Origin of the sequence: Stenotrophomonas bentonitica (assembly GCF_002887735.1) — a bacterium.
Classification (GTDB): domain Bacteria; phylum Pseudomonadota; class Gammaproteobacteria; order Xanthomonadales; family Xanthomonadaceae; genus Stenotrophomonas; species Stenotrophomonas bentonitica_A.
The window spans coordinates 266,199-288,555 of record NZ_PKQP01000004.1; the positions used below are offsets into that span (position 1 = coordinate 266,199).

Here is a 22,357-nt window from a genome sequence, read left to right on the forward strand (position 1 = left end):
GAGGCGTCTCGGGAAACATGATGTTGTCGGCCGTATGCATAACCGGGAGCGTGACGTACCAGGGGCATTGCACGAGACTATTTGCAGGTTGCTAGAAGGATGCTGAGTAATAGTGGAGGATCGTCAAACCCTGTCAGTCGACGAAATAAACTCAGGTCTTGGGTGCTTGACCATGTGGTAGAGAATTGGTGCGCTGCCCTGGAGTGCTTAAAACCAGATTGGTGCATATAGTAGAATCTGGTGGAGAAATGACGCTGTCAGTCACTATCGTCAGTAACGACATGTATCATTTCTACCTCCCGAAGCCGTTGCTGGATCGAGTGAGTTCGCTTGGCTTGGGTTTGGAATTCAGCCTGTATGCTGGAGATAAAGCCGTGGATCAGCCTCCATAGGCTGTTCGGATGCGCATGATGTCTTCGAATGCACTGCGCGCGCAGCCTTGGCCCCGTATGTGGAAGGAGGAGCCTGGTTCCCTGGAAATCCGGTATGCCGGTTTAGGGGCGATCCATGAGCGCATGGTTTTTCACTGCGTTGATTTACCTGGTTGGCTTCGTTGGCCTTGCTTCGATCGGCATACTTCCACTCCGGGCTTGGAAAGCTTTGAGAAGCGCGTTTGAGGGCAGCCTAGCTCCAACCGCAAGAACGACATCGCTTGTTTTCATTGCGCTGATGGCTGCAGTAGCCCTCTGGGCTGACATGCAGATCACGATCCGAATTTTCAAGTGTCTTACTGAAAGCTACTGTGGTCCAGGTGTTGCAAGTGGCTGGACCTATCTGGCGACGCTTGGCGCGGTGTGCATTGCTAGCGCCGGAACGGCCGGATTCTCGGAGGATCCTGGCGTATTGATGCACTCGGAGGCAGCCAGCTTCTTAGTTGACTGCGGGAGGCAGGGCTGGAAAGGTGGTGATGGTAAATTCATTTGAGAAGGGTGGGTGATATGACGCCAAAAGCCTTGGGGCGGGTTACGATGCTCGCCAAAGTGCTGTCTGTAGTCTTGGTGGTTCACTTCCAGAGCAAGGCTTCAAGTGTTTACAAGCAGCTCAGACAGTGCGTTTCGGAGTCGGCTGATTTGAAGATGGCTGAAATGTGTCAGAACTATCCAGAGTCAATTGATTTCTACTTGAATATGATGCTTGGTTCATTTATTGCAACCCTGCTTTTTTATTACTTGATTGACAGGGTTGAAGCGAAATATGTTCTCCGTAAATGATTTTACAAGCGATGAAGGAGTGATTTGATCTAGATGGAATAGGTTCTGCCGTCTTTGGCTGGGGCGGGGTCCACACGTTGGAATAGAGATGGCGAATGCGTCTGCTCAGGACGTCCCAAATCGTCGGGGTCATCCGGCTGCGGCAGTCATCGGGCTGTCGCAGAAATAGGCTGATCAATGTGTTCGCTGGGTAATTCAGAACGTGATATTTGAAGGCCGGTCCCGGTAGAGCGCTCGGCCTCGCGTTAGAGGGTCCACGCCGCCTGGGGAATCCACTTTGTCCCGATGCACATGCCATCGTCCTGTAGGCGTGGATGGCATGCCTGATTCCTGGGATGACGCTTGTCGTCTTAAAGGAATAAAAATTGCGCACTGGCATCGAAATGTTAGGTGTGCCCTGTCCCAGAGGTCCAAGGCGCTAAGAAGTCATGGGATTGCCGTGCTGAGGCGTGAGCGAACTGCACGTGATAGCCATTGAGCGCTCAATGAGCGAGTTATGGCACTGGTTCAGGAATTAGGGGCCTTTGCACTCTGGTTGGGACATCCACAATCGCCTCACCGCTCCGAATGCCCACTCTCGTCATAGCTGCGCGGACTGAACAGGTCCGGCTGGATCAGCTCGATGAACGCCCGCGCCTGCGGTGACAGAAACCGCCCGCGGCGCACGATCACGCCATAACTCCGCTCCGGGAACCACGCACCCATCGAGCGTGTCACCAGCTTCTCGCGGTCGGCATCGTGCAGGCAGAGCGCCGGCACGATCGAGATGCCCATGCCCATCGCGACGTACTGCTTGATCACTTCCCAGCCACCCACCTCCAGCGCCACGGTGTAGGGCAGCCGATGCCGCTGGAACACCTGGTCCACCAGCCGGTACGTGATCTGGCGCTTGGGCGGCAGCACCAGCGGGTACTGCGAGATCGCCTCCAGGCTCAGTTCGCCGTGCGCCAGCGGATGATCGGGCGGGGCGATCAGCACCTGCTCGAAGCGGTAGGCCGGGGCGTAGCTGAGGTCGGCCGGCACGTCGGTCATCGAGCCCACCGCCAGGTCCGCCGCATCGCTGCGCAGCAGATCGGTGCCGTCGGCGCTGATCGCGTTGTGCAGGGTCAGGCGGACATCCGGGTGGCGCTGGCGGAAGCGCTCCACGATGCGCGGCAGCAGGTACAGGATGGTCGAGCTGTTGGCCGCGATGTTGAGCTCGCCGGCATCCAGCCCCTTCACCTTGTCGCGGAAGCTGGCCTCGAGCCCGTCCAGGTTTTCCACCAGCGGCAGCGCCATCTCATACAGCAGCTGCCCTTCGCGGCTGGGCACCAGGCGGCGGCCGCTGCGCTCGAACAGGCTGACGCCCAACTCGCGCTCCAGCGCCTGCAGCTGCTGGCTGATGGCCGGCTGGCTGACGAACAGCGCCTCAGCTGCCCGTGAGACTGAGCCGAGGCGGACCGTCTGGCAGAACGCCCGCAGCGGCTTGAGCCGGTCGGATTTGTAGGAAAACCGGGGGCTTGGCGTGCGCGGCGTGGTCATGGCGTCATGAGTATAAGCACACCTTATGTAAGCCATTGCAATAACTGCTTTGTCAAATATCGGCGCGGCGGCGCACGGTGGAGCTCAACCGCACCGCAGGAGCCCGCCATGTCCGCCGTCGCTTACGCCACCGCCCAGCCCACCCCCGCCGATGCACCGGCCACCCCCGGCATCGCCCTCACCACCCAGCTGGCCGGCCAGTCCGCGCTGCTGCCGGCGGGGGTACTGGCGCTGCTGGTGTCGCTGCACCGGGCGGTGGAGCCGGAGCGTCAGCGCCGGCTGCAGGCACGGGTGGCCCGCCAAGCGTTCTTCGATGGCGGCGGCCTGCCGGACTTCCGTGCCGATACCGCCGAGATCCGCGCCAGCGACTGGCACGTCGCCCCGCTGCCGGAGGCGCTGCAGGACCGCCGGGTGGAGATCACCGGCCCGACCGACCCGAAGATGGTCATCAACGCGCTGAACTCCGGCGCCAAGGTCTTCATGGCAGACTTCGAGGATTCCACCGCCCCGGCCTGGCGCAACCTGCTGGCCGGCCAGCAGGCGCTGATCGGCGCGGTGCGGGGCGATCTGACCCACACCGGACCGTCCGTCGATGGGAAGCCGGGCAAGCAGTACACGCTGCGTCCGTTCAACGAGCAGGCCGTGCTGATCGTGCGTCCGCGTGGCTGGCACCTGGATGAGAAGCACGTGCGCATCGATGGCCAGCCGATCGCCGGTGGCCTGTTCGATGCGGCGGTGTTCGCCTTCCACAATGCCCGCACCCTGATGTGCAAGCAGCGTGGGCCGTACTTCTACCTGCCCAAGCTGCAGAGCATGGAAGAGGCGGCGCTGTGGGAGACCGCCCTGTCGCACATCGAGGGCATGCTCGGCCTGCCGCACGGCCAGATCAAGGTCACGGTGCTGATCGAAACGCTGCCGGCAGTGTTCGAGATGGACGAGATCCTGCACGCGCTGCGCGATCGCATCGTCGGCCTGAACTGTGGCCGCTGGGATTACATCTTTTCCTACATCAAGACCTTCCGCCGGCACGCCGACAAGGTGCTGCCCGAGCGCGGCCAGGTGACGATGACCCAGCCGTTCCTGAAGGCCTATTCGGAGCTGCTGATCCGCACCTGCCATCGCCGTGGCGCGCATGCGATGGGTGGCATGGCCGCGCAGATTCCGATCAACCATGACGCGGCCGCCAACGAGCAGGCGATGGCGCGGGTGCGGGCGGACAAGCTGCGCGAAGTCACCGCCGGCCATGACGGCACCTGGGTCGCGCACCCCGCGCTGATCCCGGTCGCGCAGGCGATCTTCGACGAACACATGCCCGGACCGAACCAGCACCGCGTGCTGCGCAACGATGTGCAGGTGGGCCGCGATGATCTGATCGCCGCGCCCACCGGCACCATCACCCGCGCCGGTTTCGAGGGCAACGTCGAGGTCTGTGTGCGCTACCTGGCCGCCTGGCTGGACGGCAACGGCTGCGTGCCGATCCACCACCTGATGGAAGACGCGGCCACCGCCGAGATCAGCCGCAGCCAGCTGTGGCAGTGGCTGCATACCGCCGGCCAGCACCTGGACGACGGCACCGCCATCGACCTGGCCCTGCTCGACGCCACCGTGGCCCAGCTGCCGGCGCGGCTGGGCGATACCGCCGCGCTGCCCGGCAGCGCCCGCATCCCCGAGTCCATCGCGCTGCTGGCCGCGCTCAGCCGCCGCGAGGAGCTCACCGACTTCCTGACCCTGCCGGCCTACGACCGCCTCGACTGAACCCTGCCGGCCTACGACCGCCTCGACTGACCACCCGCCATCCACCTGCTGTTACCGCATCCGTTCCCTTTTGGAGATTCGACATGAGCACCCTGCAGACCGCCGAACAGATCCAGCACTCTTGGAACACCGACCCGCGCTGGGCCGGGATCACCCGCAACTACACCGCCGCCGACGTGGTGCGCCTGCGCGGCACCGTGCACGTGGAGCACTCGCTGGCACGGCTGGGCGCGGAGAAGCTGTGGACGTACCTGCAGGAGAAGGACTTCGTCAACGCGTTGGGTGCGCTGACCGGAAACCAGGCCATGCAGCAGGTCAAGGCCGGCTTGAACGCGATCTACCTGTCCGGCTGGCAGGTCGCTGCCGACGCCAACCTGGCCGGGCAAATGTACCCGGACCAGTCGCTCTACCCGGCCGATTCGGTGCCGGCGGTGGTCAAGCGCATCAACAACACCCTGCTGCGCGCCGATCAGCTGCACCATGCCGAGGGCAAGGATGACATCGACTTCCTGCAGCCGATCGTGGCCGATGCCGAAGCCGGTTTCGGCGGCGTGCTCAATGCCTTTGAGCTGATGAAGGCGATGATCGAGGCCGGCGCGGCCGGCGTTCACTTCGAGGACCAGCTGGCCTCGGTGAAGAAGTGCGGGCACATGGGTGGCAAGGTGCTGGTGCCGACCCGCGAGGCCATCGAAAAGCTCAACGCCGCGCGCCTGGCCGCCGACGTGATGGGCGTGCCGACCCTGCTGGTGGCGCGTACCGACGCGGAGGCCGCCGACCTGCTGACCAGTGATGTGGATGGCAACGACCAGCCGTTCACCACCGGCGAGCGCACCGTGGAAGGCTTCTACAAGACCCGCAACGGCCTGGACCAGGCCATCAGCCGCGGCCTGGCTTACGCCCCCTACGCCGACCTGATCTGGTGCGAGACCGGCAAGCCGGACCTGGAGTTCGCCCGCAAGTTCGCCGAAGCGATCCACGCCAAGTTCCCGGGCAAGCTGCTGGCCTATAACTGCTCGCCCAGCTTCAACTGGAAGAAGAACCTGGACGACGCCACCATCGCGACCTTCCAGAAGGAGATCGCCAAATATGGCTACAAGTTCCAGTTCATCACCCTGGCCGGCTTCCACGCCCTGAACTACTCGATGTTCAACCTGGCCCACGGCTACGCCCGCCGCCAGATGAGCGCCTTCGTGGAGCTGCAGGAAGCCGAGTTCGCCGCCGCCGACCGCGGCTTCACGGCGGTCAAGCACCAGCGCGAGGTCGGCACCGGCTACTTCGACGCGGTGACCCAGGCGATCCAGCAGGGCCAGTCCTCGACCACCGCCCTGAGCGGGTCCACCGAGGAAGAGCAGTTCAACGCCGAACGGGCGGCCTGATCCAGGAAGGGCGGCCAAGGAAGGCCCACAGGGCGGCCGGTCGGGGATCGGCCGCCCTGCGTCGTCTCGGGACCCGCCTCTTCACATCGTCACACGCGGTAGAACACGCGTGTTTTCACGATCTTGGGGGGTAAAAGTCGGAAATGGGATAGGGCGCACAGTTTTGAGGAGTGCTATCCTCCATCGCTCACCAGGGGGACGCTGAAAAGCGGGTGTTCGGAAATGACCGGCAAGGGTGCGGCGGCGATCATGTGCGAACAGGAACCAGACATCGACCGCAAGGCGATGGCTGAGATCGTGCACGCCATCCTGAGCAACGGCGAGTCCGCATTGTTCTCCGAATTCGGCCGGCAACGCAAGCTGCCCTCAGGCACCCATCTGTTCCATCGCGGCCACGCCGGCAACACGATGTACGTGATCGTCAGCGGCTGCATCGAACTGGACTTCGGCGAAGACCTCGTCGTGAAGTCACTCGGTCCCAATGAATTCTTCGGCGAGCTGGGCCTGCTGATCGGCGACCACCAGCGCACGGCCGGCGCGCGTGCGGTCCAGGACAGCATCGTGCTGGAACTGGACCACGACGATTTCCAGCGTCTGGTCGACCGCGACCCTGGTCTGCTGGCCTACTTCCTGCGCCGCACGATCATGCGGGTGGTGAGCAACGAGCAGGTGTTGATCCGCCAGCTGCGCCGCCGCAACCACGATCTCGAAACCGCGCTGGACAACCTCTACGTCACCACTCACCAGCTCACCCACACGCGCGAGCTGGTGCGCACCGACGAGCTGACCGGCCTGCACAACCGGCGTGGCCTCGCGCTCTACCTGCAGGACTGCCGTGCGCAGGAAAACAGCGCGCCGCAGGGCCTGCTGCTGATCGACTGCGACCAGTTCAAGCAGGTCAACGATGTGCACGGCCACCAGGCCGGCGACCGCGTGCTGCAGAGCGTGGCCAACATCCTGCGCTCGGTGGCCACCGAGCCGGACGTGGCCTGCCGGCTGGGCGGCGACGAATTCTGCCTGCTGCTGCGCAGCGCCGACCAGGACAGCCTGCAGCACGCCGCCGAGTTCATTCTCAGCGCGGTGCATGGCCTGATCGACCGTGCGCATGGCGTGCCGCATGTGTGCCCGGTCAGCATCGGGGTCTGTCTGATCGACCCGCAGACCGACTGGAGCGAGTGGTACGCCCGCGCCGACAATGCGCTGTACCAGGCCAAACGGCTGGGCGGCAACCGATTGCACTGGTCGCGATCAGCGACCGCCACACCCTGATCGGGAGATCGGCATGAACGGCGACAACGGAACGTCGACCCAGGCCCCGCAGATGCGGGCGCTGCTGTTCACCGATCTGTGCGACTCGCTGATCCTGGTGGAGCGGATTGGCGATGCGGCCGCGGCCGAGCTGTTCCAGGCGCATGACCGGCTGGTGCTGGTGTTGCAGCAACAGTGGAATGGTCGCCTGATCGATCGTTCCGATGGCCTGCTGCTGTTGTTCGAGCGCGCCATCGATGGTCTCGGCTTTGCGCTGGATTACCAGCGCGGCCTGCAGGAGATCGGCAAGCAACGCAACATCGTGCTGCGCGCACGCGCGGGCCTGCACGTCGGCGAAGTGCTGACCTGGGAAAACAGCCCCGAGGCGATCAAGGTTGGGGCCAAATCGCTGGAGGTCGAGGGCCTGGCCAAGCCGATGGCCGCGCGCCTGATGGCCCTTGCCCGGCCCGGGCAGATCCTGCTCTCGGCCGTGGCCGAATCGCTGACCCATCGCGCGGTGGGCGAGCTGGGGGAGCGTGGCGAGCGACTGGTGTGGAAATCGCACGGCGGCTGGCGGTTCAAGGGCATGCCCGGTCGCCAGGACATCCATGAAGTGGGCGAACCGGAGTTTGCGCCGCTGCGTGCCCCACGCGGCAGCCCCAAGGCCCGCCGTGCCGTGCCGCTGTGGCGCCGGCCGATGACACTGCTGGCCGAGGTGGCGCTGGTGGCAGGCATGGTCTTCGGCACCTGGGCCTTTCTACGCCCGACGCCGGCCATTGCCTTCGGCGAACGGGATTGGGTGGTACTGGGCAACCTCCATAACCTGACCGGCAATGCACTGCTGGACGACAGTCTTCAACAGGCGTTCCGCATTTCTCTGGAGCAGTCGCGTTACGTCAATGTGCTCAGCGACATGAAGGTGCAGGAAACGCTGGAGCGGATGCGTCGCGAAGGTGGAGCGCTGGACCGCGACGCGGCGATCGAGGTCGCGCTGCGTGAGGGTGCCAGAGCCGTGATCGTACCCACCGTGGCCGAAGTGCATGGGCGGCTGCGTGTTTCACTGGAACTGATCGATCCCAACACCGGCAATACGGCGTGGTCCGACCATGCCGATGGCCGCGGCATGGAATCCCTGCTGGGATCCACCGATGACGTCGTGGCTCAGATGCGCGTGGAGCTCGGCGAGGCCATGCATGACATCTCGCGGGACTCGATGCCGCTGCCCAAGGTGGCGACGGCCAGCCTGGATGCGCTGCATGCCTACGCGATGGGCGTCAAAGCATACGGCGATGGACGCTATGACGACGCGCAGCGGTTTTTCGGGCAGGCGGTGCGTTTCGATCCGGACTTCGCGTTCGCCTACCTGGCACAGCTGCGCATCCAGTGGGGCCGGGGCAATCCCGAAGGGGCCCGGCAATCGCTGGCCGCGGCAAAACGCGCTGCCGGTCGCTTGTCAGGGCGGGATCGGCTGTACATGGACGCCTGGGATGCCGATCTCAACGGCGCCGGAACACTCGCCACGGCCGAAAAGTGGAAGCTCTTGGGCGATCTCTATCCCGATTACCACGGCGCCCATGCCAACTACGCCTGGTCCATGCTGAGCGTGGGGCGGTATAGCGAGTCCGAGCAGGCTGCACGCAAGGCCGCTGTCGCACAGAACCCGTTGCAGGCCATGGCGTTGCAGGCGCTCGGTCGCGCCGAGCTGGCGCAGAATCACGCCGATGCGGCACTGCGCAGCTATCGTCAATCCGCACGGATCGGTCAATGGTCAGTGAACCGCCACATGGTCGCCGCGCTCGCCGCTCATGGCGACCTGGTGGGCGCCCAGCGCATGCTTGCCGCCGCTCGGGAGGATGATCTTGCCATGCACCTGGAGGGCACCGCCGTCGCGTTGGACGCGGGCGAGCCGGCGGCGGCACTGCGGGCCAATGCAGCTGCGCTGCGCCACTGTGGTGACAATGCGCGGATCTGCGGAATGTTCCAGGCGCAGTCGCTTTCGCTGGCCAGCATTGCCGTGCGAAAGGCCGGCGCACACGAATATGAGCAGCTTATCGCCACCATGATCGCGCAGGCGGCCGATCCTGCGGCAGGCGAGCGGGGAGAGTGGCTGTACATGGCCGCTGCCTCGGCCTATCTCGCGCAACGCGCCGAGCTCTATGACGTGGCACGTCGCCAGTTGCCGCATCTGCAGCGACTTGCCAAGGCACTGGATGACCCGCGTGGAACGCAGATGGTGGCGGTGCTGGTGGCCAACCAGGATCGCGTGGATGGCCGGGCTGCGCAATCGGTGCAGCGCTTGCGCGCGCTCATCGACGGCAGCGAGTTGTTCCAGGTCCACGTCGCCCTGCAGGACAGCCTGGTGGCCGCCGGGGACCAGGTGGCTGCCGCCGCCGAGCAACGCTGGCTGGCGACACAACGCGGCAGGGCCTACGCGGAGAACGCCGGTTCCTATCTCCTGCAGGCGCTGAATGTCCATGACAGCCGGGCCGCACAACGACGTCTGGACGCGACGTCGTTGCAGTAACCGCCAGACCTCAGGGCTGCGGCTTGCGCTGCAGTTGTGAGTCGATGTCACCGCTGACGAAACAGTGCGGAAAGCTGAACGAGCTGGTGGCGGTCAGGTGGGCGAGCAGGCGCGTACGAGCGGCCAGGAATTCTTCCTTGCTGGCCAGCGGACCGCCTGATTCGCAGTCGCACGATGCCGCGCCCGCCTCGGCGCTGATGGTCGCCAGCGCGGCGGCGGGATCGGCCTGGAACAGGGTACGGAACGTATCGTCGCTGCTGAGCAGATCCAGCAGCTGTACGGCATCGTTGGAGGAAAGCGGCGGAGAAGTGCTGGTCATGTGGGATGTCTCGGAGATAGCGGAGGGAAGGAGGGGGCGTACGCGCAGGCCGGGGTGTGACGTTACAGCCGCGATCGATAGCGGCCGGCGCGTGAAGCGCTTGAGTCGCCCGATGATCATCGGCCTTCATCTTTGGCGATCCCGGCCGACACACTGGAACACGCGATGCTTCCCTTTCTGGCTGCCCATGCACGATACCCTCCACCTGCGCCGATGCCGCACCCTCTACCTCGAGCCCCGACAGCAGACCTCCTTCGATCTGCGCGCGCTGGTATCCGGTGGTACGGGCATGACCCTGCGCAGTGTCTGGACGGCGCTGGCACCGCACCTGCCGGCGCCGGTCGAGCTCAATGAGTCACAGGTGCTGCTGCTGGGACGTCTCGACCCGGAGCGATGGGAGCCACGGCCCGCCGGGGAAGATGACAGCGATCTGCGCTACCTGCTGGCGCATGGGCTGGTCCAGGCACAGGGCGCAGATCGCGACGCGTTGGCTGAACGTGAAGCGCAGCTGCGGCAGGTGCCGTGGTGGGGACCTGCCGCGATGCTCCATTGGCAGGGCCGCTGGCAGGGCCAGGACAGCGTGAAAGCCCTGGAATCGGCGGGACTGCACACCGCGGCGGGGCTGCGTGCACACCTTGGGCCGCCACCGCCCGCGTTGGCTCCCCACGCAGGAGAACCTCGCCACCTGCCACGCCAGCCCGAGGAGGCGTTCGACCGCAGCCTGCGCGAGCGCAGCACCTGCCGCAACTTCGATACGGCGCAGCCACTGCCGCTGGCCGAGCTGTCACGACTGCTGCAGCGCACCCTGGCTGAAACTGGACGGCAGGTGGTCGAAGAAGACGCGGTGTTTCTCAAAAAGAACGTACCGTCCGCCGGGGGCCTGCATCCCACCGAAGCGTATCTGCTGGTGCAGCATGTCGAGGGTCTCCAGGCGGGTCTGTATCACTACGATCCTGCCTCGCACGGCGTGTCCGCCCTGCCTTCCGATGCGCGGTCCATGGCAGAGCTGGCGGCGTTGTTCACCGCAGGCCAACACTGGTTTGCCGATGCGCCGGTGCTGATCGTGCTGGCACCCCGGTTCGCCCGCACCTACTGGAAGTACCGCCACCATCCCAAGGCCTACCGCGCGGTGATCCTGGATGTTGGTCACATCTCGCAGCTGCTGCTGACCTGCGCGACCGAACAGGGCCTGGGGGCCTTTGTTACGGCCGCGATCAACGAACAGGATATCGAGCAGGTGCTCGGCATGGACCCCATGCAGCTCAGTCCGCTCGCCGTGTGTGGCGTAGGCTGGCGGGCACAGCAGATGTCGACCTCGGAGTTCGACCCCGGCGGTCAGGTGTGGACGCCGGTACTCACTGCCGAGCCGCCATCCGGGTGACTCACCCCGCCTCGAAATCCACCAGCACCGCCCCATCGCCCACCTGATCCCCGGCCTTGACCCGGTAACCCTGCACGGTGCCATCGGCCGGTGCCTGCAGCGTGTGCTCCATCTTCATCGCCTCCAGCACCAGCAACGGCGCGCCGCGTTTGACCGCCGTGCCCGGTGCCACCAGTGTGGCAACGATACGGCCCGGCATCGGCGCGACCAGGCTGCCGGCATCGGCGACGGACTGGTCCGCTTCGCTGACCGGATCATGCAGGGTGAAGCGCTGCACGCCCTCGCTGCCGAACAGGTACAGCTCGTTGCCGTCGCGGATGACGGTGGCGCGGTGCAGCTGCTCGCCGATCTGTACGCGAAGTGCATCACCGTCCAAACCACCGCTGCCCGCGAGCGCGTTGCCGTCCATGTGGACGGTCCACTGTTCGCCCGCGCCCGCGCCCTCCACGGTGACGCTGCGCTGCGCGCCCCGGTGCTCCAGCGTCAGCGCGCGTGCAGCGGCCGCGCCGAGGCGCCAGCCGTCCTGGGCCTGCCACGGCGAGTGCGGGTCACGCGCATCACGGCGGGCGGCTTCGCTGGTGGCCACGCCGGCAATCGCGGCCAGCGCCAACAGCGCCGGATCACTGTCGCCGTCGTTGAGAGCCAGGGCGGCCTGCTCGCGCTCGATCAGCGCGGTGTCCAGCTTGGCCTGGGTGAACGAATCGGTCATCACCAGCCGGCGCAGGAAGGCGGCATTGGTGGTCACGCCGACCACTTCGCACTCGGCCAGGGCCTGCTGCATGCGGCGCAGCGCGGCGTCGCGGTCGACATCCCAGACGATCAGCTTGGCGATCATCGGGTCGTAGAACGGGGTGATCGCATCGCCCTGCTCGACACCGGCGTCCACGCGCACGTGCGCGGTGTTGGCCGGCAGGCGCAGGTGGCGCAGGGTGCCGGTGGAGGGCAGGAAACCGCGGTCGGCATCTTCGGCGTACAGGCGGGCTTCCAGTGCATGCCCGCGGATCTGCAGCTGATCCTGCTGCAGCGGCAGTGGCTCACCGCTGGCCACGCGCATCTGCCATTCCACCAGGTCGGTGCCGGTGATGCACTCGGTGACCGGGTGCTCCACCTGCAGGCGGGTGTTCATTTCCATGAAGTAGAAATCGCCATCGGGGCCGGCGATGAACTCCACCGTGCCCGCGCCGACGTAGTTGACCGCGCGCGCGGCATCGACGGCGGCCTTGCCCATCGCCGCGCGGCGCTCGGGCGTCATGCCGGGGGCAGGCGCTTCTTCGAGCACCTTCTGATGGCGGCGCTGCACCGAGCAGTCGCGCTCGAACAGGTACACCACGTTGCCGTGGCTGTCGCCGAATACCTGGATCTCGATGTGGCGCGGGCGCTCGACATACTTCTCGACCAGCACATGTGCGTTGCCGAAGGCGGACTGCGCTTCACGCTGGCAGCTGGCCAACGCCTCGGTGAAGGTGGCGCTGTCATCCACGCGGCGCATGCCCTTGCCACCGCCGCCGGCGCTGGCCTTGATCAACACTGGGTAGCCGATGCTGTCGGCCTGCTTGCGCAGGAACTCGGGGATCTGCTCGTCGCCGTGGTAGCCCGGGGTCAGCGGCACGCCGGCCTGCTGCATCAGCGCCTTGGCCGCGCTCTTGTCGCCCATCGCGCGGATCGCCGCCGCAGAGGGGCCGATGAACACGATGCCCGCCTCGGCGCAGGCCTGCGCGAAGCCGGCGTTCTCCGAGAGGAAGCCGTAGCCAGGATGGATCGCCTGCGCGCCGGTGCGGCGGGCGGCGGCCAGGATGGCGTCGCCGCGCAGGTAGCTCTCGCGCGCCGGCGCCGGGCCGATCGCGATGGCCTCGTCGGCCAGGCGCACGTGGCGCGCGTTGCGGTCGGCGTCGGAGTACACCGCCACGGTGGCGATGCCCAGGCGCTGGCAGGTAGCGATGACGCGGCAGGCGATTTCGCCACGGTTGGCGATCAGGATCTTGGTGAACATGGTGGTCTCGTTGCGCGGGCCAGGGGCGGCGGTGCCAGGCGGCACCGCCCGTGCATTACATGCGGAACACGCCGAAGTCGGTCTTCTTCGCCGGGGCGTTGAGGCTGGCCGACAGCGCCAGGCCCAGCACACGACGGGTGTCGGCCGGATCGATCACGCCGTCATCCCAGAGCCGGGCGCTGGCGTAGTAGGGGTGGCCCTGCGATTCGAACTGCGCGCGGATCGGCGACTTGAAGCCGTCCTCTTCCTCGGCCGACCACTGCCCGCCCTTGGCTTCGATGCCATCGCGCTTGACCGTGGCCAGCACGCTGGCGGCCTGCTCGCCGCCCATCACGCCGATGCGTGCGTTCGGCCACATCCACAGGAAGTTGGGCGAGTAGGCGCGGCCGCACATGCCGTAGTTGCCGGCGCCGAACGAGCCGCCGATCACCACGGTGAACTTGGGCACCTTGGCGCAGGCCACGGCCATCACCAGCTTGGCCCCGTCCTTGGCGATGCCGCCGTGCTCGTACTTGCGGCCGACCATGAAGCCGGTGATGTTCTGCAGGAACACCAGCGGAATGCCGCGCTGCGTGCACAGTTCGATGAAGTGCGCGCCCTTCAGCGCGGACTCGGAGAACAGGATGCCGTTGTTGGCGATGATGCCCACCGGGTAGCCGTGCAGATGCGCGAAGCCGGTGACCAGCGTGTTGCCGTAGCGCGGCTTGAACTCATCGAAGCGTGAATCGTCGACCAGGCGCAGGATCACTTCGCGCACGTCATAGGGCTTGCGCGTGTCGGCCGGAATCACGCCGTACAGCTCGTGGGCCGGATGCCGCGGTTCCACCGGGGCCTGCACCGCCAGCGCCGGCTCGGGCTTGCGCCAGTTGAGCTGGGCGATGATCGCGCGGACCCGGGCCAGCGCCTGCAGGTCGTTGTCGGCCATGTGGTCGGCCACGCCGGAGATGCGCGTGTGCACATCGGCACCGCCCAGTTCTTCTGCGGTGACCACTTCACCGGTGGCCGCTTTCACCAGCGGCGGGCCGCCGAGGAAGATGGTGCCCTGTTCGCGCACGATCACCGTTTCATCGCTCATCGCCGGCACGTAGGCGCCACCGGCGGTGCAGCTGCCCATCACGCAGGCGATCTGCGGGATGCCCTGCGCGGACAGGTTGGCCTGGTTGTAGAAGATGCGACCGAAATGGTCGCGGTCCGGGAACACCTCGTCCTGCAGCGGCAGGAACGCACCGCCGGAATCCACCAGGTAGATGCAGGGCAGGCGGTTCTGCTCGGCCACTTCCTGCGCGCGCAGATGCTTCTTGACCGTCATCGGGTAGTAGGTGCCACCCTTGACCGTGGCATCGTTGGCCACGATCACGCACTCCACGCCCGAGACCCGGCCGATACCGGCGACGACACCCGCGCTGGGAATCGGATCGCCATACATGCCATGCGCGGCCAGCGGGGCGATTTCCAGGAACGCGCTGCCCGGGTCGAGCAGGGCATCGATGCGGTCGCGCACCAGCAGCTTGCCGCGTGCGGTGTGCTTGGCGCGCGCTGCTTCGCTGCCGCCCAGCGCGGTCTGCGCCAGGGTGGCGCGCAGGTCGTCGACCACCGCCTGCAGCGCGGCGCGGTTGGCCTCGAAGGTGTCGCTGCCCGGTTGCAGCTGGGTGCTCAATACGGTCATGGCAGGGCCCTTACTTGGTGCGCTGGAACAGTTCGCGGCCGATCAGCATGCGGCGGATCTCCGAGGTGCCGGCGCCGATTTCATACAGCTTGGCATCGCGCCACAACCGTCCGGTCGGGTACTCGTTGATGTAGCCGTTGCCGCCCAGGATCTGGATCGCCTGGCCGGTCAGCCAGGTGGCCTTCTCAGCCGAATACAGGATCGCGCCGGCTGCATCCTGGCGCGTGGTGCGGCCCTGGTCGCAGGCGCGTGCCACCGCGTACACATAGGCGCGGCAGGCGTTGAGGCCCACGTACATGTCGGCCAGCTTGGCCTGGATCAGCTGGAAGGTGCCGATCGCCTCGCCGAACTGCTTGCGCTCGTGCACGTACGGCATCACCACGTCCATGGCCGCAGCCATCAGGCCGAGGGGGCCACCGGAGAGCACCACGCGCTCATAGTCCAGACCGGACATCAGCACCTTGACGCCACCACCGACCACGCCAAGCACGTTGGCTTCGGGTACTTCGCAATCCTGGAAGACCAGCTCGCAGGTGTTGGAGCCGCGCATGCCGAGCTTGTCCAGTTTCTGCGCCGTGGAGAAGCCCTTCATGCCCTTCTCGATCAGGAATGCGGTGATGCCCTTGGCGCCGCCATCCGGATCGGTCTTGGCATAGACCACCAGCACATCGGCATCCGGGCCGTTGGTGATCCACATCTTGTTGCCGTTGAGTACGTAGTGATCACCGCGCTTGTCCGCACGCAGCTTCATCGAGACCACGTCCGAGCCGGCGCCCGGTTCGCTCATCGCCAGCGCGCCGACCAGCTCGCCGCTGCACAGGCCGGGCAGGTAGCGCTTTTTCTGCTCTTCGTTGCCGTTCTTGCGCAGCTGGTTCACGCACAGGTTCGAGTGCGCGCCGTAGGACAGCGCGATCGCACCGGAGGCACGCGAGATCTCTTCCATCGCCACCACATGCGCGAGGTAGCCCATGCCGCTGCCGCCGTATTCCTCTTCCACCGTCAGGCCGAGCAGGCCCTGCTCGCCGAGCTTGCGCCACAGCGCATTGGGGAACAGATTCTCTTCGTCGGCCTGGGCCGCCAGCGGCGCGATTTCAGCGGAGGCAAAATGGGCCACGCTCTGGCGCAGCAGGTCGATCTCTTCACCGAGATCGAAGTTCATGGTCGGGACGTGCATGGGCGACTCCGCAACAACAAGGGATGGGACGCGCCGGGAGGGATGGACGGGCTGACAGGGCCGTCCCGCGGGCGATGTACCCCCAGCGTAGCCGGGTTCGACAAAGAAGTGAACACAAATTCAAAAATTGAACATAGAATCAACAAATGGCCTATAAACGCTCCGCCCTGATGGAAGAACGCCTTGCCGGCGCCCGCGAACGCATCCTGCTGGCAACCCGTGCGCTGGTGGCGGCCGGTGGCTACCGCAACGCCCCGGTGACAGCGGTGGCGGCCGAAGCCGGCGTGTCCACCGGGCTGATCTACCGGCACTTCCCCTCCAAGGCCGAGCTGTTCGTGGAGGTGCTGACCGCCGCGGTGGACCACGAACTGCGCATCTTCGAGGCGATCGCGGCCGAGCCGCTGCCCGCGCCGGAGCGCCTGCGCCGGGCGATCACCGCCTTCGTGCGGCGCGCGCTGGCCGGCCCTGGGCTGGCCTATGCCTTCATCGCCGAGCCGGTGGATCCGGAAGTGGAAGCCGAGCGCATCCGTTGCCGCCGTCTGTTCGGCGATGTGTTCCGGCGCATCGTCGCCGATGGCGTCGAGGCAGGCACTTTCCCGCCGCAGGACACGCATGTCGCGGCGGCCTGCATCGTCGGCGCGTTCACCGAGGCACTGGTCGGCCCGACCGCGCTCAGCCGCGACGCGCACGGCGACGAAGATGCGCTGGTCGAGTCGATCTGTGTTTTCTGCCTGCGAGCCGCGGGCGCCTGAGTCGCACCGATGCTGCATTGCGACACCCGGCGGTCGCTTGCGCAGCGCCGCCGACGCTGGTCATACTCGGCCGACAAGCCGTGGTCCAACGACTACCAGCCAGGGGTATAGAGAGTGCGGAATTACGACCTCGAGTTCCTGAAACGCTTCTCCATGGTCATCGCGCTGCTGATGGCCATCACACTCGGCCTCATCATCTTCGCGGCCTACCTGCATACCAGCATCCCCCCTGAAGTCTCGCCGATGGCGGCCAAACGCACGGAACAGCGCATCGCGCCGGCCGGTGCGGTGTACGCCGGCAGTACCGGTGCCGCCGCCCAGGCGGCTGCCCAGGCCGCCGCGCTGGTCAAAGCCGCCTCGCAGGTCGCCTACGGTGGCACCACCGACGGCAAGGTGATCTACGACAACCTCTGCACCGCCTGCCATACCAATGGCGTCGGCAAGGCGCCGACGTTGGATCACGGGCATTGGGATGCGCGCATCGCCCAGGGCAAGGACACGCTCTACAAGCATGCGGTGGAGGGCTATACCGGCCCGGACGGTGGCATCATGCCGCCCAAGGGCGGTAATCCGGCGCTGACCGAGGAGCAGATCCATGCCACGGTTGATTGGATGCTGGCCAACCTGAAATAACGGCTTTGCCGGATCAGGTCACCGACGCCGCCGAAGGGCGGCGTTTCACTTTATATGGTTAGCCTTGTCGCACTTCCCTGGAGTCCTGCTTCCGATGCGCCGTACCCCCCTCGTGTTCGCTCTCGCGCTGGCGTTGTCCGGCGCGGTCCATGCCGCCCAGCCGCAGCCCGCTACCTCGCCGCAGGTGCGCCCGGCGCCGACCCCGTCGGCCACGGTCACCCTGACCGCGCCGCCCACCGACTGGCGCACGCTGGATGGCCAGCAGGTCCGCATCGCCGCGCCGCTGACCCTGGCCGGCAGCGATGGCCTGTCGCGCTTCGGTGAGCTGACCGTGGCCTTCGGCGGCCGCCTCTGGCAGCCGAGCGAAGTGGCCGCGCCCGGCACCGCGGGGCACGCGCAGGTGGTGGCCGACAACCTGCATCGCCGGCTGGTGCTCGACGATGGCAGCGACGCCCGCGACCCCGGCCTGGTGGCCTACCTGCCGGCGGCGGCGAACCTGCGCACCGGCATGGTCCTGCGCAATGTGGAAGGCGTCGTCCGTATCGATCCCAAGGGCAACACGCGTCTGCAGGTGACCCGCCCGCTGAGCCTGCCGGCGCTCGAGCGCCCGGCAGTCCCGGTGGTGGCTGGCGCCCTGCACGTGGCCGCGTTCAATCTGGAGAACTTCTTCAATGGCGACGGCCAGGGCGGTGGTTACCCGACCCTGCGTGGTGCGCGCACCCTGGCCGAACACCAGGCGCAGAAAGCCAAGCTGGTCGCCACCATCAACGCCCTGGGTGCCGATGTCGCCGCGCTGATGGAACTGGAGAACGATGGCTACGGCCCGCAGTCGGCGATTGCCCAGCTCGTCGATGCGCTCAATGCGGACCGGGGCCAGGGTGCCGACTGGCGTTTCATCAACGCGAAGCAGGGCCCCGGTGACAACCCGATCCGGGTCGGCATCATCTACCGCGCCACGCGCGTGACCCCGGTCGGCGCCCCCGCCGTGCTGGAGAAGGAGCCCTTCGGCGAACGCAGCCGCGTGCCGCTGGCGCAGGCCTTCCGTGCGGGCAAGGGCGCACCGTTCGTGGTCGTGGCCAATCATTTCAAATCCAAGGGTTGCTCGGAAGCGACCGGCGCCGATGCCGATCAGAAGGACGGCCAGGCCTGCTGGAATGCCACCCGGATCGCCTCGGCCACGCTGCTGGACCAGTGGCTGGCGACCGACCCGACCGGTGCCGGCACCCGCGATGCGGTGCTGCTGGGCGACTTCAACGCCTACGCCATGGAAGATCCGATCCGCACCCTACACGCCGCCGGCTGGCGCGATGCGTTCGCCGTGGCGAAGGTCGAACGGCCTTACAGCTACGTCTACAACGGCATGACCGGCCGGTTGGACCATGCGCTGTTGAGCCCGGGCATGGCCAAGCGCCTGCGCGCGGCGGCCGAGTGGCACATCAATGCCGATGAAGCCGACGATGTCGGCTACCGCGACCGCAACGAAGCGGGCCCGTGGCGCAGCTCGGACCATGATCCGCTGCTGCTGGGGTTTGATCGCTGATCCTGCATCGTCACTTCATCGCCAGTAGTAGCGTTCGATCCGGAAGGTGGCGCGGCACCCGTTGTCGACCCAAAGGTCGCTGTGGTCCTGGCCCCAGTCGCGGCCGAACTCGCACGGCGAGCGCGAATCCCGACTGATCAGGTGCACCGTGTCTTTTGCCGAAATCTGTACGTTGCAGCGTTGGAAACGGTGGTCACTACTGTGGCAGCTCACCACCTCTGAATCCGGTCGGTCGCCCCCAACGGGATACGCGGGGGGATAGGTCGGGTAATTGGATGGTGGCGGGTAGGCCGGTGCGGTGAAATCAGGGAATCCCCCCAGGCTCGCACAGCCGCCCAAGGCCAGGCATGCCAGTGATGTCAGGAGTCGCGCAGAGGATGGTCGTGTCACAGGAGGCTTCCTGGCCAGTGGAGACCCGCGAGTCTATGTAGTGGGGTCCACGATCTGGCAGGTGCGAATGTGATCTCCGTCGGCGTATCAATCGAAACATCGCGTCGCGACTGCGCGGTTTGTTGCGTCAATGAGGCTGGTCGCTGCCTACCACGTGCCCCACGCGATCAACCCGATCGCCACCACGGCCAGCGCCAGCCCGACCCGGTTCCACACGCTGGTGCGCTCGCCGAAGCCGAGCATGCCCACCAGCGCACCCAGCACCACCACGCCGATGTTCATGCCGGCAAACACCACCGCCGGGCTGTCCGGCAGGTGCTGGTGGGCGCGCACGTAGAACAGGATGTTGCCGAAGTTGAGCAGCCCGAGCAGGGCCCCGCCGACCCCGTTGCGCCACTGCAGGCGGGCGATGCCGCGCAGGTGACGCCATAGCTGCAACGCCAGCATCAGCACGAAGGCCAGGCTGAAACTGGCCAGCAGCGCGGCCATCGAGGGCGTGCCCGACAACGCCACCTTCTTGAGCAGGATGTCGACCAGGGCATAGCCCACCCACACCGCCAGCAGCCACGGCCAGGCCCGCCCGCCAGTGGGCTCGGCCGCACCGGCGCGCGGGCGCACGCTGATCCCCAGGATCGCCAGCAGCCCCAACCCCAGGCCGGCCAGCTTCCAGCCGTTGGCGGTCTCCCCGAACACCAGGAACGCGGCCAGCAGCGAAAGCAGCAGCGACAACCGCTGGGCCACGTCGCTGCGCACGATCCCGGCGCGGGTCACCGCGCGGGCCATCATCAGGAAGATCGCCGGCAGCACCACGGCCAGGCAGAGCAGGGCCGCCCACGGTGCATGCGGGGCCTGCAGCGAGGCCAGCGAGGGCTGAAGCAGCACCGCGCTGAGCACGCTGGCGACCAGGTAATTCCAGGTCACCACCTGCGGCATGTCCAAGCGCTGACGCGGCGCCAGCTTCAGCAGGACCGAGACCAGCACGCTGCAGAAAACACTGAAAACCAGATAGTGCATGTACGAACCCGGCGGGGGCGGCGGTGAAGCACGCGGAGGGACGGTATTATGACGCCATGCACAATCCCCCATTTCCCCAAGAAAGCGGTGCGCTGACGCTGGACGGACCGGTCGGTCCGCTGGATGTCGTGGTTGATCTGCCCGAGGCCGGTGTCGCGGTGCAGCCGGTGGTGGCGATCGTCTGCCATCCGCTGTCCACCGAGGGCGGCAGCATGCACAACAAGGTGGTGACCATGGCCGCGCGCTCGCTGCGCGACCTGGGCATCGCCACCGTGCGCTTCAACTTCCGCAGCGTCGGCGACTCGGCCGGCACGTTCGACAATGGCGTGGGCGAGCAGGACGACCTCAAGGCCGTCGCCGCCTGGGTGCGTGCGCAGCGGCCGGGCCAGGACCTGTGGCTGGCCGGTTTCAGCTTCGGCGCCTACGTCTCGCTGCGCGCGGCGGGCGACCTGCAGCCGACCACCCTGATCTCGATCGCGCCGCCCGCCGGGCGCTGGGATTTCGAGGGCATGCAGCCGCCGGCCCAGTGGCTGGTGATCCAGGGTGAGGAAGACGAGATCGTCGATCCGCAGGCGGTCTATGACTGGCTGGACGGCCTGGACGCACCGCATGAACTGGTGCGCATGCCCGATACCAGCCACTTCTTCCACCGCAAGATCGTCGACCTGCGCGGCGCGCTCATCCATGGCGTCAAGCAGTGGCTGCCGGTTCCCGCGCCCGACGCGGCCCCCGACGCGGCATGAGCGACACCGTGATGACCCCGTCGCAGCGCTACGCCGATGGCGTGGCCCGGGGCGAATGGCAGAACGACCCGGCCCAGCACGCCGCCCTGGCCGAGCTGGATCGCATCCATCTGGCGCTGGTCGACAGCGCCCAGGACGGCTGGCTGGACCGCCTCTCCGCATTCTGGAAGAAGCCCGAGCCGGTCAAGGGCCTGTACTTCTGGGGCGGGGTGGGGCGCGGCAAGACCTTCCTGGTCGACCTGTTCTATGACGGCCTGCCGATCGAGCAGAAGTACCGCACCCACTTCCATCGCTTCATGCGCGGCATCCACGAGCGCCTGCGCGAGCACCAGGGGCAAAGCGATCCGCTGGCGAAGATCGCCCAGGAATGGCGCAGCAAACTGCGCGTGCTGGTGCTGGACGAGTTCTTCGTCACCGATATCGGCGATGCGATGCTGCTGGCGCGCCTGCTCGAGCGCATGTTCGCCGAGGGCGTGACCCTGGTGACCACCTCCAACACCGCAGTGGAGAACCTGTACCTCAACGGCCTGCAGCGCGACAGCTTCCTGCCCGCGATCGGGCTGCTGCAGACCTACTGCGTGGAACTGTACGCCGAAGGCACCGAGGACTACCGCATGCGCGCGCTGACCCGCTCGCCGGTGTACCAGTCCCCGATCGATGCCGGCAGCGATGCCTGGCTGGCCGGCCGCTGGGCCGAGCTCAGCGGTGGGCAACCGGCCAAGGCGGGCAACATCGAGATCGAAGCGCGCAAGATTCCGGTGCGCGGCCGCGGCAAGAGCATCGTCTGGTTCGATTTCAAGGCGCTGTGCGAAGGCCCGCGCGGCCCGTCGGACTACATCGAGATCGCGCACGAGTTCAACACCGTGCTGCTGGGCGACATCCCGCATTTCGACAAGCTGAATGAAGATGCTGCGCGCCGCTTCGTCAACCTGATCGACGAGCTCTACGACCGCCACGTCAACCTGGTCTGCACCGCCACCGATTCACCGGTCGGGCTGTATTCGGGCGTCCGGTTGCAGGGCGCGTTCGAACGTACCGCCTCGCGCCTGATTGAAATGCAGAGCGCCGAGTACCTGGGCACCCCGCACCGCGCGTAGCTCCACGCCGGGCCTGGATAGGC

At 66.4% G+C, this 22,357-nt stretch carries 19 protein-coding genes; 12 read left to right on the top strand and 7 right to left on the bottom strand.

Going from position 1 to position 22,357, the window contains the following annotated elements; translation table 11 throughout:
- The first annotated feature begins 507 nt into the window (after window positions 1-507).
- Together C0R07_RS19710 and C0R07_RS10285 are read left to right on the top strand one after the other, a co-directional pair.
- Window positions 508-924: a hypothetical protein gene (locus tag C0R07_RS19710; protein WP_146027595.1), complete on the top strand. Its 417-nt coding sequence runs from the start codon at window positions 508-510 to the stop codon at window positions 922-924.
- A gap of 5 nt (window positions 925-929) precedes the next feature.
- Window positions 930-1,211, top strand: a complete 282-nt coding sequence (locus tag C0R07_RS10285; RefSeq protein ID WP_167390352.1) for a hypothetical protein — start codon at window positions 930-932, stop codon at window positions 1,209-1,211.
- Window positions 1,212-1,766: 555 nt separating this feature from the next.
- Here the strand turns inward: C0R07_RS10285 and C0R07_RS10290 are convergent.
- Complete coding sequence (locus tag C0R07_RS10290; RefSeq protein WP_102788823.1) at window positions 1,767-2,732, bottom strand: LysR family transcriptional regulator; 966 nt, start codon at window positions 2,730-2,732, stop codon at window positions 1,767-1,769.
- A 108-nt stretch (window positions 2,733-2,840) separates the two neighbouring features.
- Here C0R07_RS10290 and aceB point away from each other — a divergent pair, with 108 nt between their 5' ends.
- The 4 genes from aceB to C0R07_RS10310 all read left to right on the top strand — a co-directional run bounded on the left by aceB (window position 2,841) and on the right by C0R07_RS10310 (window position 9,635).
- Window positions 2,841-4,487 carry a malate synthase A gene (gene aceB / locus C0R07_RS10295; RefSeq protein WP_102788824.1) on the top strand — a complete coding sequence of 549 codons (1,647 nt, stop codon included), beginning with the start codon at window positions 2,841-2,843 and terminating at the stop codon, window positions 4,485-4,487.
- 83 nt (window positions 4,488-4,570) lie between these two features.
- Window positions 4,571-5,863, top strand: coding sequence for an isocitrate lyase (gene aceA / locus C0R07_RS10300; RefSeq protein WP_102788825.1), 1,293 nt, complete (start codon window positions 4,571-4,573; stop codon window positions 5,861-5,863).
- Window positions 5,864-6,085: 222 nt separating this feature from the next.
- Window positions 6,086-7,132: a GGDEF domain-containing protein gene (locus C0R07_RS10305; RefSeq protein ID WP_102788826.1), complete on the top strand. Its 1,047-nt coding sequence runs from the start codon at window positions 6,086-6,088 to the stop codon at window positions 7,130-7,132.
- Window positions 7,133-7,145: 13 nt separating this feature from the next.
- Window positions 7,146-9,635: a putative peptide modification system cyclase gene (locus C0R07_RS10310; protein ID WP_102788827.1), complete on the top strand. Its 2,490-nt coding sequence runs from the start codon at window positions 7,146-7,148 to the stop codon at window positions 9,633-9,635.
- Between the two features lie 10 nt (window positions 9,636-9,645).
- Here C0R07_RS10310 and C0R07_RS10315 read toward each other — a convergent pair whose 3' ends face one another.
- The gene (locus C0R07_RS10315; RefSeq protein WP_167390353.1) at window positions 9,646-9,954 is read right to left on the bottom strand and encodes an NHLP-related RiPP peptide; all 309 of its coding nucleotides are present in this window, start codon (window positions 9,952-9,954) and stop codon (window positions 9,646-9,648) included.
- A 112-nt stretch (window positions 9,955-10,066) separates the two neighbouring features.
- On the opposite strand from C0R07_RS10315, the gene C0R07_RS10320 reads away from it, so the two are divergent.
- On the top strand, window positions 10,067-11,335 hold the full coding sequence (locus C0R07_RS10320; protein ID WP_341987012.1) for a putative peptide maturation dehydrogenase: 1,269 nt from the start codon (window positions 10,067-10,069) through the stop codon (window positions 11,333-11,335).
- 1 nt (window position 11,336) lies between these two features.
- On the opposite strand, the gene C0R07_RS10325 is transcribed toward C0R07_RS10320, so the two are convergent.
- The 3 genes from C0R07_RS10325 to C0R07_RS10335 are packed head-to-tail and all read right to left on the bottom strand — an operon-like array spanning window position 11,337 to window position 16,165.
- Window positions 11,337-13,325 (bottom strand): acetyl/propionyl/methylcrotonyl-CoA carboxylase subunit alpha, encoded by a 1,989-nt coding sequence (locus C0R07_RS10325; RefSeq protein WP_102788894.1) that lies wholly within the window; start codon window positions 13,323-13,325, stop codon window positions 11,337-11,339.
- 55 nt (window positions 13,326-13,380) lie between these two features.
- Window positions 13,381-14,991, bottom strand: coding sequence for a carboxyl transferase domain-containing protein (locus tag C0R07_RS10330; protein ID WP_070426393.1), 1,611 nt, complete (start codon window positions 14,989-14,991; stop codon window positions 13,381-13,383).
- A gap of 10 nt (window positions 14,992-15,001) precedes the next feature.
- Complete coding sequence (locus C0R07_RS10335) at window positions 15,002-16,165, bottom strand: isovaleryl-CoA dehydrogenase (protein WP_102788830.1); 1,164 nt, start codon at window positions 16,163-16,165, stop codon at window positions 15,002-15,004.
- Window positions 16,166-16,311: 146 nt separating this feature from the next.
- On the opposite strand from C0R07_RS10335, the gene C0R07_RS10340 reads away from it, so the two are divergent.
- The 3 genes from C0R07_RS10340 to C0R07_RS10350 all read left to right on the top strand — a co-directional run bounded on the left by C0R07_RS10340 (window position 16,312) and on the right by C0R07_RS10350 (window position 19,090).
- Entirely contained in the window at window positions 16,312-16,917 is a 606-nt protein-coding gene (locus C0R07_RS10340) for a TetR/AcrR family transcriptional regulator (RefSeq protein ID WP_046272289.1), read from the top strand.
- Window positions 16,918-17,031: 114 nt separating this feature from the next.
- Window positions 17,032-17,550 (top strand): c-type cytochrome, encoded by a 519-nt coding sequence (locus tag C0R07_RS10345; protein ID WP_046272290.1) that lies wholly within the window; start codon window positions 17,032-17,034, stop codon window positions 17,548-17,550.
- Between the two features lie 94 nt (window positions 17,551-17,644).
- Window positions 17,645-19,090, top strand: a complete 1,446-nt coding sequence (locus tag C0R07_RS10350) for an ExeM/NucH family extracellular endonuclease (protein WP_102788831.1) — start codon at window positions 17,645-17,647, stop codon at window positions 19,088-19,090.
- Between the two features lie 15 nt (window positions 19,091-19,105).
- Here the strand turns inward: C0R07_RS10350 and C0R07_RS20295 are convergent, their stop codons facing one another.
- Together C0R07_RS20295 and C0R07_RS10360 are read right to left on the bottom strand one after the other, a co-directional pair.
- The gene (locus C0R07_RS20295) at window positions 19,106-19,480 is read right to left on the bottom strand and encodes a DUF3011 domain-containing protein (protein ID WP_428991900.1); all 375 of its coding nucleotides are present in this window, start codon (window positions 19,478-19,480) and stop codon (window positions 19,106-19,108) included.
- A gap of 147 nt (window positions 19,481-19,627) precedes the next feature.
- The gene (locus C0R07_RS10360; RefSeq protein WP_102788833.1) at window positions 19,628-20,494 is read right to left on the bottom strand and encodes an EamA family transporter; all 867 of its coding nucleotides are present in this window, start codon (window positions 20,492-20,494) and stop codon (window positions 19,628-19,630) included.
- A 56-nt stretch (window positions 20,495-20,550) separates the two neighbouring features.
- Here C0R07_RS10360 and C0R07_RS10365 point away from each other — a divergent pair, with 56 nt between their 5' ends.
- Window positions 20,551-21,237: an alpha/beta hydrolase gene (locus tag C0R07_RS10365; protein ID WP_070474322.1), complete on the top strand. Its 687-nt coding sequence runs from the start codon at window positions 20,551-20,553 to the stop codon at window positions 21,235-21,237.
- Entirely contained in the window at window positions 21,234-22,334 is a 1,101-nt protein-coding gene (zapE, locus tag C0R07_RS10370; protein WP_102788834.1) for a cell division protein ZapE, read from the top strand. Before C0R07_RS10365 ends, zapE begins: the two co-directional genes overlap by 4 nt.
- Window positions 22,335-22,357: the final 23 nt, after the last annotated feature.

What these genes read in the sequence shown, in the direction of transcription:
- C0R07_RS10320 (WP_341987012.1), top strand. Translation starts at nt 10,067, where the DNA reads ATGATCATCGGCCTTCATCTTTGGCGATCCCGGCCGACACACTGGAAC.
- C0R07_RS10360 (WP_102788833.1), bottom strand. Translation starts at nt 20,494, where the DNA reads ATGCACTATCTGGTTTTCAGTGTTTTCTGCAGCGTGCTGGTCTCGGTC.
- aceB (WP_102788824.1), top strand. Translation starts at nt 2,841, where the DNA reads ATGTCCGCCGTCGCTTACGCCACCGCCCAGCCCACCCCCGCCGATGCA.
- C0R07_RS10325 (WP_102788894.1), bottom strand. Translation starts at nt 13,325, where the DNA reads ATGTTCACCAAGATCCTGATCGCCAACCGTGGCGAAATCGCCTGCCGC.
- zapE (WP_102788834.1), top strand. Translation starts at nt 21,234, where the DNA reads ATGAGCGACACCGTGATGACCCCGTCGCAGCGCTACGCCGATGGCGTG.
- C0R07_RS10315 (WP_167390353.1), bottom strand. Translation starts at nt 9,954, where the DNA reads ATGACCAGCACTTCTCCGCCGCTTTCCTCCAACGATGCCGTACAGCTG.
- C0R07_RS10350 (WP_102788831.1), top strand. Translation starts at nt 17,645, where the DNA reads ATGCGCCGTACCCCCCTCGTGTTCGCTCTCGCGCTGGCGTTGTCCGGC.
- C0R07_RS10305 (WP_102788826.1), top strand. Translation starts at nt 6,086, where the DNA reads ATGACCGGCAAGGGTGCGGCGGCGATCATGTGCGAACAGGAACCAGAC.
- C0R07_RS19710 (WP_146027595.1), top strand. Translation starts at nt 508, where the DNA reads ATGAGCGCATGGTTTTTCACTGCGTTGATTTACCTGGTTGGCTTCGTT.
- C0R07_RS10330 (WP_070426393.1), bottom strand. Translation starts at nt 14,991, where the DNA reads ATGACCGTATTGAGCACCCAGCTGCAACCGGGCAGCGACACCTTCGAG.
- C0R07_RS10310 (WP_102788827.1), top strand. Translation starts at nt 7,146, where the DNA reads ATGAACGGCGACAACGGAACGTCGACCCAGGCCCCGCAGATGCGGGCG.
- C0R07_RS10335 (WP_102788830.1), bottom strand. Translation starts at nt 16,165, where the DNA reads ATGCACGTCCCGACCATGAACTTCGATCTCGGTGAAGAGATCGACCTG.
- C0R07_RS10290 (WP_102788823.1), bottom strand. Translation starts at nt 2,732, where the DNA reads ATGACCACGCCGCGCACGCCAAGCCCCCGGTTTTCCTACAAATCCGAC.
- C0R07_RS10340 (WP_046272289.1), top strand. Translation starts at nt 16,312, where the DNA reads ATGGCCTATAAACGCTCCGCCCTGATGGAAGAACGCCTTGCCGGCGCC.
- C0R07_RS10365 (WP_070474322.1), top strand. Translation starts at nt 20,551, where the DNA reads ATGCACAATCCCCCATTTCCCCAAGAAAGCGGTGCGCTGACGCTGGAC.
- aceA (WP_102788825.1), top strand. Translation starts at nt 4,571, where the DNA reads ATGAGCACCCTGCAGACCGCCGAACAGATCCAGCACTCTTGGAACACC.